12 protein-coding genes and 1 pseudogene are annotated in these 14,503 nt (G+C 62.0%); 2 read left to right on the top strand and 11 right to left on the bottom strand.

Annotated elements, in window-relative coordinates; translation table 11 throughout:
- Window positions 1-61: 61 nt before the first annotated feature.
- Together QTL94_RS02190 and QTL94_RS02185 are read right to left on the bottom strand one after the other, a co-directional pair.
- On the bottom strand, window positions 62-868 hold the full coding sequence (locus tag QTL94_RS02190; protein ID WP_289800443.1) for a TIGR02186 family protein: 807 nt from the start codon (window positions 866-868) through the stop codon (window positions 62-64).
- On the bottom strand, window positions 868-1,791 hold the full coding sequence (locus tag QTL94_RS02185) for a sulfite exporter TauE/SafE family protein (RefSeq protein WP_065689420.1): 924 nt from the start codon (window positions 1,789-1,791) through the stop codon (window positions 868-870). Before QTL94_RS02185 ends, QTL94_RS02190 begins: the two co-directional genes overlap by 1 nt.
- 264 nt (window positions 1,792-2,055) lie before the next feature.
- Here QTL94_RS02185 and QTL94_RS02180 point away from each other — a divergent pair, with 264 nt between their 5' ends.
- Entirely contained in the window at window positions 2,056-2,646 is a 591-nt protein-coding gene (locus QTL94_RS02180) for a DUF922 domain-containing Zn-dependent protease (RefSeq protein WP_289800442.1), read from the top strand.
- A 1-nt stretch (window position 2,647) separates the two neighbouring features.
- Here the strand turns inward: QTL94_RS02180 and QTL94_RS02175 are convergent, their stop codons facing one another.
- The 5 genes and pseudogenes from QTL94_RS02175 to QTL94_RS02155 form a co-directional block, all read right to left on the bottom strand.
- Window positions 2,648-3,286 (bottom strand): TerC family protein, encoded by a 639-nt coding sequence (locus QTL94_RS02175; protein ID WP_289800441.1) that lies wholly within the window; start codon window positions 3,284-3,286, stop codon window positions 2,648-2,650.
- 166 nt (window positions 3,287-3,452) lie between these two features.
- Complete coding sequence (locus tag QTL94_RS02170) at window positions 3,453-7,250, bottom strand: peptidoglycan-binding protein (RefSeq protein WP_289800440.1); 3,798 nt, start codon at window positions 7,248-7,250, stop codon at window positions 3,453-3,455.
- A gap of 343 nt (window positions 7,251-7,593) precedes the next feature.
- Window positions 7,594-8,291: pseudogene (locus QTL94_RS02165) on the bottom strand (SDR family NAD(P)-dependent oxidoreductase).
- 76 nt (window positions 8,292-8,367) lie between these two features.
- Window positions 8,368-9,054, bottom strand: a complete 687-nt coding sequence (locus QTL94_RS02160; RefSeq protein WP_289800439.1) for a DNA-3-methyladenine glycosylase I — start codon at window positions 9,052-9,054, stop codon at window positions 8,368-8,370.
- A gap of 51 nt (window positions 9,055-9,105) precedes the next feature.
- Window positions 9,106-9,582 (bottom strand): Lrp/AsnC family transcriptional regulator, encoded by a 477-nt coding sequence (locus QTL94_RS02155; protein ID WP_289800438.1) that lies wholly within the window; start codon window positions 9,580-9,582, stop codon window positions 9,106-9,108.
- Between the two features lie 125 nt (window positions 9,583-9,707).
- Here QTL94_RS02155 and QTL94_RS02150 point away from each other — a divergent pair, with 125 nt between their 5' ends.
- Complete coding sequence (locus tag QTL94_RS02150) at window positions 9,708-10,991, top strand: cystathionine gamma-synthase family protein (protein ID WP_289800437.1); 1,284 nt, start codon at window positions 9,708-9,710, stop codon at window positions 10,989-10,991.
- An 11-nt stretch (window positions 10,992-11,002) separates the two neighbouring features.
- Here QTL94_RS02150 and QTL94_RS02145 read toward each other — a convergent pair whose 3' ends face one another.
- The 4 genes from QTL94_RS02145 to QTL94_RS02130 all read right to left on the bottom strand — a co-directional run bounded on the left by QTL94_RS02145 (window position 11,003) and on the right by QTL94_RS02130 (window position 14,500).
- Window positions 11,003-11,374 (bottom strand): hypothetical protein, encoded by a 372-nt coding sequence (locus QTL94_RS02145; protein ID WP_113520270.1) that lies wholly within the window; start codon window positions 11,372-11,374, stop codon window positions 11,003-11,005.
- 165 nt (window positions 11,375-11,539) lie between these two features.
- Window positions 11,540-12,559: a sensor histidine kinase gene (locus tag QTL94_RS02140; protein WP_289800436.1), complete on the bottom strand. Its 1,020-nt coding sequence runs from the start codon at window positions 12,557-12,559 to the stop codon at window positions 11,540-11,542.
- 13 nt (window positions 12,560-12,572) lie between these two features.
- Entirely contained in the window at window positions 12,573-13,010 is a 438-nt protein-coding gene (locus QTL94_RS02135) for a response regulator (protein ID WP_289800435.1), read from the bottom strand.
- Complete coding sequence (locus QTL94_RS02130) at window positions 13,007-14,500, bottom strand: sensor histidine kinase (protein WP_289800434.1); 1,494 nt, start codon at window positions 14,498-14,500, stop codon at window positions 13,007-13,009. Before QTL94_RS02130 ends, QTL94_RS02135 begins: the two co-directional genes overlap by 4 nt.
- Window positions 14,501-14,503: the final 3 nt, after the last annotated feature.

Below are 14,503 nucleotides of genomic sequence, written 5' to 3'. Positions count from 1 at the left end.
TTAGCGAATGGCGAACACGTGTCCGTCTGGCGGCAAGAGTCTGGCAGGCCGCACGATTGGCTCAATCCTTGCGGAACACCACACTGGCGCCCCAGCCGGTCAGCAGCGCGAGGAAGACGGCAAACAGTCCGTAGGCGATCGGCTGTTCATGCGCGGCGTCGGTGATCGTCTGTTCGATGCCCGTCTTGATGACCCGAAGCGGAACGGATTTTTCGGTCACGAAGGTGCCGCTCTTGAAGAGATAGGCGCGGACGGTATGCACGCCGTTCGGGATGTTCGCCGGCAGTCGCAGGCTCGCCTTGAACAGGTTGGAGCTGACGAAACGCACGCCGCTCGGATCGCGGTCGTAGAGGCCGCCTTTTTCCTGCAGTCGCCTGAAGGCCTGGCGGAAGTCGCCGAGATTGCTGGCATTGCCGACAAACCCGATCGGTGTCAGCGGAATATGGTCGATGCCGATGCCTTGGTCCGTCAGATCAAGCGGCGTGGTGATATCGTCGAGCATTCGCGAACTCGACATCGAATAGGAATGAGGCACGGACTCGAAGGTCATCGAGCGCGTGTTGATCCAGATGCCGAAGACGCGCTCCTTCCGGCGCACCGTCGCATCCTCGCGCGGTCCTTCCAGCACGACGACGACATCGTACTGGCCGATCGCCAAAAGCAGGCTGTCGGTGTTGGTCACGGCGCCGAAGATCGTCAGGTCCGCGCCGTGGAAGTCGGATGTGATGGCGATTTCGCTCGTCGACGTACCGATCTCCAGCCCCTCGGCGATCGTCTGCGTTCCCTGGCCAGGCAACATCATCTGCGCGCCGGCGGTTTCCGCGAGCAGCATCAGAGGAAAGAGCAGGGAGAGAAGGCGAAGGCGCATCAGTGCCCGCCTTCCATGACAACGGAATAGATGTCGGCTGGGGTCACCACCAGAGCCACAGCTAGGCGCAGGCCGACCGCAAGCACGAGCAGTCCGAGCAGCGCGCGCAATTGTTCGCCGCGCAGCTTCTGGCCGACGCGCACGCCGTATTGCGCACCAATGACGCCGGCAACCATCAGAATGAACGCGAGCACGATATCGACGGAGAAGTTCGTCGCGGCTTGGACCACGGTTGTATAGGCCGTGACGAAGATGATCTGGAACAGCGAGGTTCCCACCACGACATTCGTCGGGATGCGCAGCAGGTAGATCATCGCCGGCACCATGATGAAGCCGCCGCCAACACCCATGACCGATGTCAGGATGCCGATCGCAAAGCCGAGCGCGATGATCGGAATGACGCTGAGGAAGATCTTGGATTTCTTGAACCGCATTTTCAGCGGCAGGCGATGGACCCAATGATGATGCCCGGGCTTGCGCACTGCAGGCGGCACGTTCTTTGCCGCCCGGCGCATGGCATTGACGCTTTCGAGCAGCATCAGTCCGCCGACCGTGCCGAGGAAAACGACGTAGAGCAGCGAGATGAACAGGTCGAGCTGGCCGATCCGCCGCAGCAGCGAGAAGATCCAGATGCCGACGGTGGCGCCCGATAGACCGCCGATCAGCAGCACCGTCCCGAGCTTCACATCGAGCGTGCCGCGCCGGAAATGCGTGATCGCGCCTGATATGGACGATGCGACCACCTGGTTGGCGCCGGTGGCGACGGCCACGACGGGGGGAATGTTGTAGAAGATCAGCAACGGCGTGATCAGGAAGCCGCCGCCCACGCCGAACATGCCCGAGAGGAAGCCTACGGCCGCGCCCATGCCGAGAATGATGAAAATGTTCACCGACAATTCCGCGATGGGCAGATAGATTGTCACAGGCGGCCCCGAATGATGATCTGCCCCCCACGGGCAGTCTTAGTCATGCCTTTGAATTTGCCGCATGATAACTTGAAATCGTTGCCAGAGGCTTTCGATAAGCGACATGGGCTGCCCTTGATCGGCGTGCATGATCACTCCTGACCAATCAGGCTTTTTTCAGGTTTTGTGACAGGGCTGACATCACCGCAAGAGTTGAACAGGAAAGAGCCGATCGATAGGTTCGATCCCCTGTGCGTCGGCAGATGGGGATTGTGCTTGAGAATGTGTTTTCGGTTGTGCCTAGTCGCGGCTTTTTCCGCGGTCCCGATCGCAGCATCGGCGGAATGGAAGGCCGTTGAAGAGGTAAAGCCATACGCGATTTCCGGTGCATCGGGGGCTGCGCTCTACGCTTCGATCGGCGAGCGGGGACCTTCGATCGACGGCAGGGGGCGTACCATCGCCCATACCACCTTCAAGCTGACATGGACCCGGAAGTACGAGCCCCAGGCCGGCTCGTGCGTTCTGGTTTCGGCGCGGCCCAAGCTCATCATCACCTACACGCTGCCCAAGCCGGCCCAGACGCTACCGGCACCGATACGCGCCAGCTGGGAGCGGTTCATTGCCGGTATCACCCAGCATGAACATGTCCATGGCGATCACATCAAGGACATGGTGCGAGAGATCGAGGCCATGAGTGTCGGTCTGGCCGTCGCCGACGATGCAGGCTGCCGGAAGATAAGGGGCGAGCTTACCAAGCGTCTCGGCGAACTGTCGGCGCGGCAGCGCGAGCGCAGCCGCGAATTCGATCGTGTGGAGATGAGCGAAGGCGGAAATATCCGCCAGCTCATCCTCGCGCTTGTGAACGGACCGTGATTTAGCCGCTGATCGCTGCGGCGGCCGGCGCCACGTGCGGCCATACCTCCAGCGCTCCGCGGTAGATCATGTGCAGGGCGACGTAGACGATGATCGCCAGACCGATGTACGCGATCCAGCGATAGCGGTTCAGCAAGCGTGCAATGAAGTTCGCAGCGATACCCATCATCGCGATCGACAGGATGAGGCCAATCACCAGGATCGTCGGATGCTCGCGGGCCGCACCGGCAACAGCCAGCACGTTGTCGAGAGACATGGATACGTCGGCAATGACGATCTGTGTCGCCGCCTGAACGAACGTCTTCCGTGGCGCCTGGGCGCTGTCGCTGTCCCCGTCCGCGGCGTGATCTGCTTCGCCGGCGCGAAGTTCACGCCACATTTTCCAGCAGACCCAGAGCAGCAGAATCCCGCCGGCGAGCAGCAGGCCAATGATGTCGAGAAGCTGAACGGTGACGCTGGCGAGCCCGATACGCAGCACCGTGGCTGCAAGGATGCCCACCAGAATGGCTTTCTTGCGCTGCTCCGGTGCCAGCCCCGCTGCAGCCAGCCCGATGACCACCGCATTATCGCCGGCAAGAACGAGATCGATCAGGACCACTTGCAGAAGAGCAAGCAATCCGGCGGAGGTAAAAATTTCCATGCTGCAGCATCCCTGGTGTTTGCAAACGCCATCCCCGCCCAACGCATAGATGATCGCTTGGTTGCGGATCAAGTGCCGTCAGGGGCGCTTGGGAAAGATTTGCTGCCGAGGGCGCAAAGCGCGGGCTGTTTCGCCCGCGCTCAGAGATGAGCGGTTATCCGAAGGCTCAGGCTTTCGTCGCCGGTCCCTTGTTGCGCTCGAGCAAAGCCTTCACCGTTTCATCGTTGATCCGGCCGCTGGGCTCCTGGCCGATCGACTTCTGGAAGCTCTTGATGGCGGCAACCGTCTTTGCGCCCAGCTGTCCATCCGGCTTGCCGGCGTCGAAGCCGTTGTTGTTCAGGATCGCCTGGATGTTGCGGATTGCCTTGGTCATATCGACAGACGATGTCTTGGTGCCGGTGCCGGCCCACTCATCGGGGATATCGACGGTGTTCGACTTGGCGTCCTGCGGCTCCGCCTTCCAGAGATCGGCCTTGGCGCGCGCCTTTTCGAGCTGGTCGGGCTTCATCGCGTTGGCGACCTCGTCACGCTTCTGCGACGCGTCCTTGTCGCCGCCCTTTGCAGCGATGGCGAACCACTTATAGGATTCCGTCAGGTCCTGCGCGACGCCGTTGCCGCGGGCGCAGAGAATAGCGAGGTTAAACTGGCTGTCGGTGACACCGAGGTTGGCGGCTTTGGTAAACCAGTTTGCTGCCGCCGTGTAATCCTGCTGACCGAGCGCGCCGGAGGCGTAGAGAACGGCAAGATTGTGCATGGCGCTGGCGTTGCCCTGATTGGCAGCCTGCTCGTAGTACTTCTTGGCCTTGTTGATGTCGCGGTCGACGCCGGTGCCCTTTTCGTAAAGGTTGCCGAGACGATACTCCGCCGGTGCAAAGCCCTTGTCGGCGGAAAGCTGGTACCAGCCCGCCGCTTCCTTGGGATCCGCGGTCACGCCAGCGTGGCCATCGCTATAGCGTGCGCCGATTTCGAACAGCGCCAGCGCGTCGCCGCTCTTTGCGGCATCCGCGAGCGACTTCGGCTGGACGGTGTCGGGCACGGCGATCGTCGGTGCCGGCGCTTCCAGTGCAGCGGTCTTTGGCGCGGCGTCGGCCGGCACGAAGGCCGACGCATCCTGCGGCGCGCCGGAGGGCGCAAGCGCAGTCGGGCCATCGCCATTGAGCGGCGCGGCTTCGGTCAGATGGTCTGCTGTTGCCGGTGCTGGTGCCGGCTCGGTTGCGGCAACCGGCGTCTGCGGCGCAGCGGCGGGTTCAGCAGAAGGAGCTGCCGATGCAGCAGCCTGGCTCTGGTCCGGCGCGGTTTCGCTGTCGGCGGGAAGCGCGCTGTTGCCGGCGTCGGTCACTGTCGCGACTTCTACCGACGGGGTCGGCTCGCCATGCGTCAGGGTGCGGGCAAGCGGGAATGCCATGATGGCGAGCAGAACGGCGCCGACAGCCAGGAGGATCGGGCGACGGAAGCGTGCAAAGGCGCCTCCTTTGCCAGCATCGGCTTGCGCAGCCTTCTTGCCACTCTTCGCCACGCCTGCTTTCGAATCCGAATCCACTTCCATTGCCGCGGCCTGCGCGGCCCGGCGCGCGGCGGCGATGTAGTCCGCACGCTCGTTTTCACTGACCGGCTTCGAGCTCGTCCGCGCTGCGTTCTGGCTGGCGCGAACGCGCTCCAGGATCTTCTTCACGTCAGGCGCGCCGGAGCCTGGCTCCAGTGGCTCGTTGGCAGCTTCAGGCGGCATCACGTCGATGGGATCGATCGAGGGGGCCGGATCGATAACGGTCCGCTCGCTCGCCTTGGCCTTCTTCGCGGGAATGAGACGCTTGCCGAGGCTTGCGAGCAGGCTGCCCTTGGACGCCGGTGCAGGCGCCGCAGTCGCGGGCTTCGTTGCTGCTTCGATTGCGATCGCGCTTGTCTCGGTGGCCGTCATGACCGGCGCAGCGGCAGCCTCCGTACGGGTGGGCTGCTGCACCGTGCCGCGAGTTCCGAACAAGGCCGGCTTTTCTGCCTCCTCAGCGCCCGCCGGCACCAGCGAATAGGGATCGACGTTGAAGTCGACATCGGCGACCGGCATTCTCGGCGCATGCCGTGCGGCACCGCTCTCCATGTCATCGAGCCGATCGGCAATCTGAACCAGCGTTTCGTGCAGAGCCTGAAACGTCTTGTGCGTGCGCTCTTCGCTGCTGCGGCTGAGATCTTCGAGATGACGCAGATCGTCGGCCAGCGCATTGAGCGCGGATATGTCGACGCCAGCCGAGCTGCCGGCTACGCTGCCGTTGCGCGCATAGGCCTGAACGACCGTCTCCGCCGCCTGGCGGGCCGCCTCGATGATGTATTCGTCGCTGGTCGCCATATAGTCTTCGATGGCACCCATGCGGCGATCCAGATCGGCAGGCATCTCGGCGCTCGGGCGCGGCTCGCTCATCAGCGAGGAGAGGTGAGCGATCTGGTCTTCGAGATTGCGCAGAGCAGCGGTATCGGTGGCAGGCGCTGCGGTGCTTTCTTCAAGGCGCGCGGCGATATCGCTGAGGCGGCCTTCGATCCGGCGGAACGCGCCGTCGTCGATGGACGCCGCAACCGGCTGCAGCGGCTGGAACTCCATTTCGTCGATCCGGCGTGCAAGATAATCCAGCCGTTGCGCAAGCGCATCGTTGACCGAGCCTGTCTCAAGCGCGTCGATCTTGCGGGAGATGTCGGCAAGCGCACCGGTCAGCTCCGGCTGCGGGGCAGCTCTCTGGCTCTGCTCGAGGAGCAGGGAAAGGTGCTGAAGCCGTTCGTCGAGGCGAGAGGTCGCTTCGGCGTTGGCAAGCTCCTCGACGCGCATCGTCAGCGCTTCGAGCCGGTCGGCGAGGTGCTCGGTGGGTGCCGCGCGGCTCGCCACGCTTTGACCCATCAGCTCGATCTGATCCGCCAGTCCGTTCAGGCGCCCTTCGAGGCGGTGGATCAGGGCCGGATCGCCAGTGTTGGCGGCGCGACCGGAGGCGGCGATCGCCCGGCTGATCTCGTCAAGTCGGGTGTCGACAGCTGCGAACTGCTCGGACATCACGCGATCATGCGGCTGGATCATGCTGCCGAACTGTTCCATCACAGTCGCGATGGAGATCAGCTTGTCTTCCAGTGCGCGCACGGCCGGGCTCTCGCCCATGCCGCCGATGTGACGCTTGATATCGTCGAGACGGTAGGCAAGCGAGACCAGTTCTTCCTGCAGGCTCGAGGTGTCGAGGGTATGGAGCTGGTTTTCGAAGCCGTCCCAGCGGTTTTCCATGTGGCGCAGCGAATCTTCGCGCGCCAGTCCGTCCATCAGCGACCGCAGCTCTTCGAATTCGCCACGCAGTTCCTGCGTTTCGGTGGTGCTGGAGCGGCCTGCAAGAACATTGATGCTTTCCGCGAGACGCCCCATGTCGGCGCGGATGTCTTCGACGAAATGCCCGTCGGCGGCGCTTGTCTTGATCTCGCGCAGCTCGTTGCGCAACGCGTTCATTTCGCGGGTAACACCCTCGGAAATGTCACGCTTCAGGTCCTGGCGCAGATTGACGAGTGCCTGCGCGATCTCGGTCATGGTGTCTTCGGAGGCGCGGCTCGCGGGTGCTGCCGGCTGCTGCATTGCAGGTGCCGGACGCTGCGGCGCGGGTGCAACCGGTCTTGCGGGCTCCTGGTAGGGTGCGTGCTCGCGGGGATAGGGTGCCGGTTCGCGAAGAACCGGGCGTTCGCGGCTGGCCTCGATCGTGCGCTGGCGCTGACGGATCTCGGCAAGCGGATCCGGTCGCGCCGCGGCTGCGGCCAGGGGGGCACGCTGCCCGTAGGTGTCGGGGTAGGTTTCGCGTTCGGCGACCGGGGACGGTGCGCGTGGCCGCTGATCGCGGACGCCGCTACCGATCAATCCTTCGATCCTCGCCTCAAGTCCTTCAATCGTGCGGTTCAGTGCATCGAGCGACGCCCTGTCGGAATGCCGTGGGGAATTTGATCGCGATCCGTTCATCTTCTTGCTCGCTTCGTCTGTCCGAACCCTCGTCAGGGTCGATCATTGGCTTTTCCGTCAGCGCCCGCATCACTGCGGACCAGAGAGCCCCGTCCATGAGGAAATAATCAATTAGGCTTTCCTCAACCTGTACGGAGTAGCGACATGCACAAAACGCGAGACTTGAAAAAATGAACGCAGGTCGCCAATGCTCAATCGGCACCTTTCACGAAACGTGGTAAACAACCCGTTAACCGGCGTGAGATTTCTTTAACTTCTGGTGAGTTTCAGCCGATTTTCGGACGGAAATCGGGTGTTTGGATTGCGCGCACAATCCAGGCGCGCAAAACCAGCGGAGCATCTATCAGAAGCTTTCAGTCCAGGGTCGCAACTCGATTTCCTGCGACCACGCGCTCCGGTGCTGCAGCAGAACATCAACATAGCTTTGTGCGATCGCATCGGGATCGAGCATCGCGTCCGGCTTGTCGGGGCTTTCCGGCCGTGTCTTCGAGCGGATTGCGCCGTCGATGATGAAGTGCGCGACATGGATGCCCTTGGGGCCGAGTTCACGCGCAGCACTCTGCGCCAGACCGCGAAGCGCGAATTTGCCCATCGCAAACCGCGCCGATTGAGCGAAACCCTTGATGCTGGCCGTCGCCCCGGTAAACAGGATGGCGCCGCGACCGCGTGGGACCATGCGTTTCGCTGCCTGCTGGCTCACAAGGAAACCGCCGAAAGCGCCGACGGCGAGCGCCTGTTCGACCTCGTTCGGATCGAGTTCCGTCAAGGGGCCGCGCACCCGGCCGCTGGCATTGTAGACGACGAGATCAGGCTCGCCGATCTCTTCAGTCACCTCCTCGAAGAGGGCCGCCACGGAGCCCGGTTGCGCCGCGTCGGTCGCAAAGGTCTTCGCGCCCGTTTCAGCCGCCAATGCCGCCAGTTTGTCGATATTGCGCGCCGCCAGGGCCACCTTCACACCGCTGCAAGCAGACGCGCCAACGAAGCGCTGACGCCAGAACCGGCGCCGACGATGAGCGCCGTGCTGTAGGGAAAGTCTGTCATGGTCGCGTTCTCCTGATCCATCTCTCTCACCTAGGCATCGGATCGTTGTGGAACCAGACGCGATGCAAAAAAGACCTCAGGGGTGCCCAGGCGCGTCGATCGAATAGGCGGCAATTCTCGAAAGGTGGTTCAGCGACAATCCCGATTGAGCCGACCACTCGGCGAAAACCTGTTGTGCAAGCTGAAGATCCTTCTTGGCCGTGCCGGTTTGGGAAAGCGCAGCGCCGGCGTCTCTGAGGCAGGCAAGCACATCGCCTGTCAGGATGAAGCAGTCGCGCCCGATCGCGCGCAGGAAGTACTGGCCCGCCAGGCCGCCGAGCCTGCTGCCGCGCTTGCTCAGCAGTTCGAGAAGCCCGGCGTGGTCGGTGGCCGGCCATTCGGCGAAAAAGATGCCAGCGCTGCCGGCCTCATTGGCGAGTTCCCGTACAAAGGCAGCATTGGCGCGGACCGCCATGATTTTCGCGCCGTTGCGGATGATTCTGCTGTCGGAGGTGAGGTCGTGCCAGTAGTCGTCCGGCGCGATGTTCAGGAAGGCCGGATCGAACCCGGAAAACGCGTCCTCGAACCCCGGCCATTTGCTGTCGATCACTTGCCGCACGAAGCCGCTATAGAAAACGCGACGCGTCATCTCCGCGAGGATCCGGTCATCCGTCGTCGCCCTGAGCTTGTCGTGATCGGCAAGCGGCGGCAGCATCGCCTGCAGGGCTGCCGCGCCGCCCTTGCGCTCCTCCGCGCGTTGCCGGATCACTTCGAAATCGATCACCTTCTTCTGTCCTCCTCACCACTCAACGGCCATTGTTCGAGCTGCGCTCATCTAAGCCGCGCTTTCCCGCTGAACCCTTCGCGCCTTGATCGTGTTCATCACGAAGCTCGTCTCGATCGTGTCGACGCACTTCAATCGGGCGATCTTCTCCTTGATGAAACGCTCGTAGTCCTCCAAGCCGGAGCTCATCACCTTGAGCACGTAATCGCGTGATCCGGTGACCAGATGGCACTCGAGAACTTCGTCCCACTGGCGCACGGCCTCTTCGAACATCTGGATTTCATCCTCGTGCTGGCGGCTGAGCCGGATGGAAGCGAGCGCCGTCATCGTCCAGCCATCCACGGCCGGATCGATGACCGTGGTGTATCCCTGAATGATCGAGGCCTCCTCCAGACGGCGCAACCGACGAAGACAGGCAGAGGCGGACAGGCCGACGCGTTCGGCCAGTTCATTGTTCGCGATGCGCGCATCGGCTTCCAGTTCCCGCAGGATTCGCCGATCCGTTTCGTCTGCAATTTTCTGCGTCATCTATTTCCTCTTCCCGCAATAAATTGCTTCGATAAGCGCACACGCGCTCCAAATAGCAAGAACCGCCTTCGCATTCTGATATAATTTTGAGGCCTCATACGTATCTCTCAACGCTGGAGACGACCATGACCGCACCGCATCCCTCCAAAACGCACATCGGCAACCATGCACTGCATCCCGAAACACAGATGCTGAACTACGGCTACGATTCGGAGCTGTCGGAAGGTGCGGTCAAGCCCCCGGTGTTTCTGACGTCGACCTTCGTTTTCAAATCCGCCGAGGATGGGCGAGACTTTTTCGATTATGTCTCGGGTCGGCGTGAGCCGCCGGCAGGCACCGGCGCGGGCCTTGTCTATTCCCGCTTCAATCATCCCAACAGCGAAATCGTGGAAGACCGTCTTGCCGTTTACGAGCGAACGGAAAGCTGCGTGCTGTTTTCATCAGGCATGTCGGCTATCGCCACGACGCTGCTTGCCTTCGTCCGCCCGGGCGATGCTGTGCTGCATTCGCAGCCGCTCTACGGCGGGACCGAAACGCTCCTGGCGAAGACCTTCGCCAATCTGGGTGTGGCTGCCGTCGGCTTTGCCGACGGGGTCAGTGAGGCATCCGTGCAGGCCGCGGCGGAGGCGGCGATGGCCAAGGGGCGGGTGTCGCTGATCCTGATCGAAACGCCGGCCAATCCGACCAACAACCTCGTCGACGTCGCGATGATCCGCCGCGTTGCCGATGCGATAGGACGGAAGCAGGGACATACGCCGATCATCGCCTGTGACAACACGCTGCTCGGCCCCGTCTTCCAGCGCCCGATCGAGCATGGCGCCGACATCTCGCTCTATTCGTTGACGAAATATGTCGGCGGCCACTCGGACCTGATCGCGGGCGCGGCACTCGGCGTCAAGGCCGTGATGAAGCAGGTGAAGGCGCTGCGCGGTGCGATCGGCACGCAGCTTGATCCGCATTCCTGCTGGATGCTTGGACGCTCGCTGGAAACGCTGCAGCTGCGCATGGAGCGGGCAAACAGCAACGCCCAGGCTGTCGCGGACTACCTGCACGCCCACCCGAAGGTCGAGACGATCCATTTTCTGCCGTATCACGACCCGGCATCCCCACTGGGGCGGACCTTTGCCGCCCAATGCACGGGTGCCGGATCGACATTCTCATTCGATATCAAAGGTGGTCAGGCGGCGTCCTTCAAGTTCTTGAACGCGCTGCAGATATTCAAGCTCGCCGTGAGCCTCGGCGGTACGGAATCGCTCGCCAGCCACCCGGCCACAATGACCCACTCGGGCGTCCCGGCCGATGTGCGCCAGCGCATCGGCGTGTTGGAATCAACCATCCGCCTGTCGATCGGCATCGAGCACCCGGACGATCTCATAGCGGATCTCGCCCAGGCGCTGGACGTTGCATGAGGGGAGGCGGCTTAGGCTGCCGCCGTTTCCCTTACGTCGTCGAGCAGGAAATGCACGACCAGATATTTGGTCGTGTAGTGCCGCCCGCTATCGGCGACGTTGTCGACACTGCCGCCATCCGCCGGGTGCCAGCGGTGATAATGCGGGTTGGTCGTGATCAGCGTGATCGCTTTGCCCTGTCGCTTTCCATCGAGCCTGTAACGCATTTCGGCCAGCGGCCAGATGCGTTCGTAGTCCTCCATCGCAATGCGAACCTTGAGCGCTTTCCGGCTGATCGCTTCGCTGCGCGATCCGTCTTCGTGCTCGATCGGAGGTAGGTCTATCGTGACCTCTTCCGCATCGTTCAGGATGGAGTTGAACTCTTCGGGCCAAGTCCGTCTCATGAAATCGCTCCTCCCAGGCTATTTCGTCAGTTAGCCAGCGAAATCTAGCGTGTCTTGCTAAAGAAGCAAACGGCCACGCACGATTTTCAAGGAATGATTTGGTGTCCCGTTGGCAACGCTGGCTCGCGGTGCCTCCCGGGCTGCGGGCGAGGGCAGTGCCTTGCGCTATTGTTGCCAGTGAATGGCGATGTGCGTGCCGGAGGATCGACCGTCATGCCCGAAGGTCAATTCGGCGCCGAGTGTGGTGGCCATGGCGTTTATCAGCCTCGTGCCGAGCCCCGTTCCTTTTGGCCCGCTCGTTCGGTTGTATCCGACGCCATCGTCTTCCACCGAGAGAACCGCGCCATCGCCCTCTGTGCGAAGCGTGATGCGGACATCGCCTGTTCCGGAGGGATAGGCGTATTTCATCGCGTTCGTCACCAGTTCGATCAGGATGATGCCGAGCGCGACAGCCTTGTCCGCCGACGTAGAGACCTGACAGAGATCGGACTGTACCGAGATGCCGCGCGCGAACGCGTTGGCGCTCTGAAGCTCGGCCAGCAACGGCCCGAGGTAGACATCGAGCTGGACCTCGCCGACATTCTCCGACGTGTAGAGGCTGCGGTGGACGCCTGCGATCGCCGTGATCCGGTTCTGTGTCTCGTTTAGCGCCGTCTTGGTTTCGTCTGTCTTGGCGATCTGCATCTGCATGCGGATCATCGCGGACACGAGCGAAAGGCTGTTGGCGATGCGATGGTTCATCTCCGCGAGCAACAGCTCGGCGCGCTCCTTCGCGACGACGAGCTGGCGATCGGCCTCTTCCTTCTCGCTGCGCAGCCGCGCATTTTCCAGCGCCTGGTTCAGCGCGCTGACGAGTAGGGGAAAGAAGTCATCAGTCGCCGTCTTGACGACGTAATCGGCCGCGCCTCCCTTCAATGCCCGGATTGCCACATCGGCGTCGCTGGATCCGGTCACATAGAGAACCGGCGTCTGCTTTCCGCTTTCCGCGATCGCTTCCAGGAAGTGCAGGCCCGTCTGGCTCTCGAAGTAGTGGTCGAGGACGACGGCTTCGAAGTCTTCGCTGGTGAACAGGTCCAGGCCCACCGAGATCGATGGAGCGTGAACGACTTCGAAATCACTGCGCGCAAGAACCCGCGTCGCAAGGCGGGCAAGGGCTGGATCATCATCGACGTAAAGGATGCGCACAGTTTGCTACTCGTTAGGGGACTTGGATGACGGAGAAGAAGAGGCCGAGATTTCGGATCGCTGTCGCGAATCCATCATAGTCGACTGGCTTCGTGATATATACGTTTGCACCGAGATCGTAGCATTTCTGGATCTCGCGCTCGTCGTCCGTCGTTGTCAACACGACGACCGGCATGCGACGCGTATGTTCGTTGCCCTTGATCTGGGCGAGAATGTCGAGACCCGACATGTCAGGCAGGTTGAGGTCGAGAAGCACGAGCAGGTAGCGATCCTTGCTCACCACCCCGTCACGGTTCGGACCAAGAATGTAGTCCAGCGCGCTTTTGCCGAGCGTGAACGGCACGATCTCGTTGTGGACGCCGGCGCGGCGTACGTTCTTTTCGATGAGGCGAGCGTGGCCTTCATCGTCCTCGATCATCACGATCGTGACTTCCTGTCCGGTTGCTTTCATAGTTCCATACTCCGTACGATTTTGGTGAGGTCGGTCGGCAGCGTCAGGATGAACGTGCTGCCCTGCCCAAGTTCTGACTCGACTGTAATGTCACCCCCCAAATTTCGGATTAACGAGCGCACGTGGGCGAGGCCAATGCCTTCTCCGCGCTGATCCTGTTCCCCGGCGCGCCGAAAGAGCTCGAAGACACGCTCGAGGTCCTGGGGGCCGATCCCGCGGCCGTTGTCCTTGACCTCCACCCTGATCCGTCCCGGACCGTCGGGATAGGCGTCGACGTTGAGCTGCAGCGGACGCCCCGGCATCTGGTATTTGACGGCATTGTCGAACAGGTTGCCGAATATCTGCTCGAGCGAGAAGCGATCGTTGATGATGCTGCCGACACGAACCCGTGCATCCGCGGTGCCGCTCGCATCCACGATCTGATGGTGGACATTCGCCGCCGCGGTGTCGATCAGGGCTTTGAGGTCGATACGCTCCGGTTGAAGCTTGCGGCGCCCGTCCCGGGAAATCTTCAGGATCGCGTTGATGAGCGAATCCATCTTGCGGGTCGATGATCGGATAAACCCGAGCGCTTCGGGCAGGTCTTCTTCGACTGCCTGTCGAGCCTCGTGGATTTCTTCAGCCGTCGGCGGCTTCTCGTCGGCGAGAATATAGGTCGAAACAGCCTTCATCGCGGTATCGAGTTCGCTGAGGAAGCCCATGATGTTGACAAGAGGCGCACGCAGGTCGTGCGTCACGATGTAGGCAAACTTCTGGATTTCCTGGTTAGCGCGGATCAGGTCCTGGGTGCGCTCGTTTACGCGTGCCTCCAGTCCGACGTTCAGGAACTCGACTTCCTTCGTGGCTTGCGACAGGTCGCGCACGTGCTGCGCAATGATCAGAATGCCGCCGCCGAGCACAAGCAGGATGGCGACTGCGCCGCCGATCGTAACCCATTGCAGATTGTTGGCGGCGGAAAGCTGTGCCTCCACGAGCACGCGCAGGCGATCATCCGTCTGCTGCAGGAAGTCGCCGAGGATCGCTCGAACCTTGTCCATGAGCTCCCGCCCGGCGTCATCGCGAACGATCGCCAAGGCTTCGGGCAGCTTTCCGTCCTTGGTCAGCGCAACCGTCGTCGTCAGCTCGGTCATCTTGCCATCGATGGCGGCGTTGAGCGCGTCGAGCTGCTTGGCATAGCCTGGAAGAGACGAAACGTTCTCGGTCAGAACCTTGCGCCGCTCCGGCAGGTTTGCCAGAGCCTTGTTGTAGGGCTCCAGATAGGCGGGATCGGTCGACAGCAGGAAGCCGCGCTGCCCTGTCTCCGCATCCTGCACCGTCGTCAACAGATTGACGATGGAGCTGCGGACCCGACGCAATGACGCCGTTTCATCCGAATATGAACGGTTTGCCTGCACCAGCCACAGCGACGAGCCGACGATTCCGAGAAGGATCATCACACCAACGGCAAGCATGAGCAGGCTGGATCGAAGGAAGGCGGCTGTGGAAGTCATGAA

The organism is Rhizobium sp. S96 (genome assembly GCF_030382195.1).
Taxonomy (GTDB): domain Bacteria; phylum Pseudomonadota; class Alphaproteobacteria; order Rhizobiales; family Rhizobiaceae; genus Rhizobium.
The sequence above is the reverse complement of the archived record's forward strand: the minus strand, read 5'-3'. Positions and strand labels throughout refer to the sequence as shown.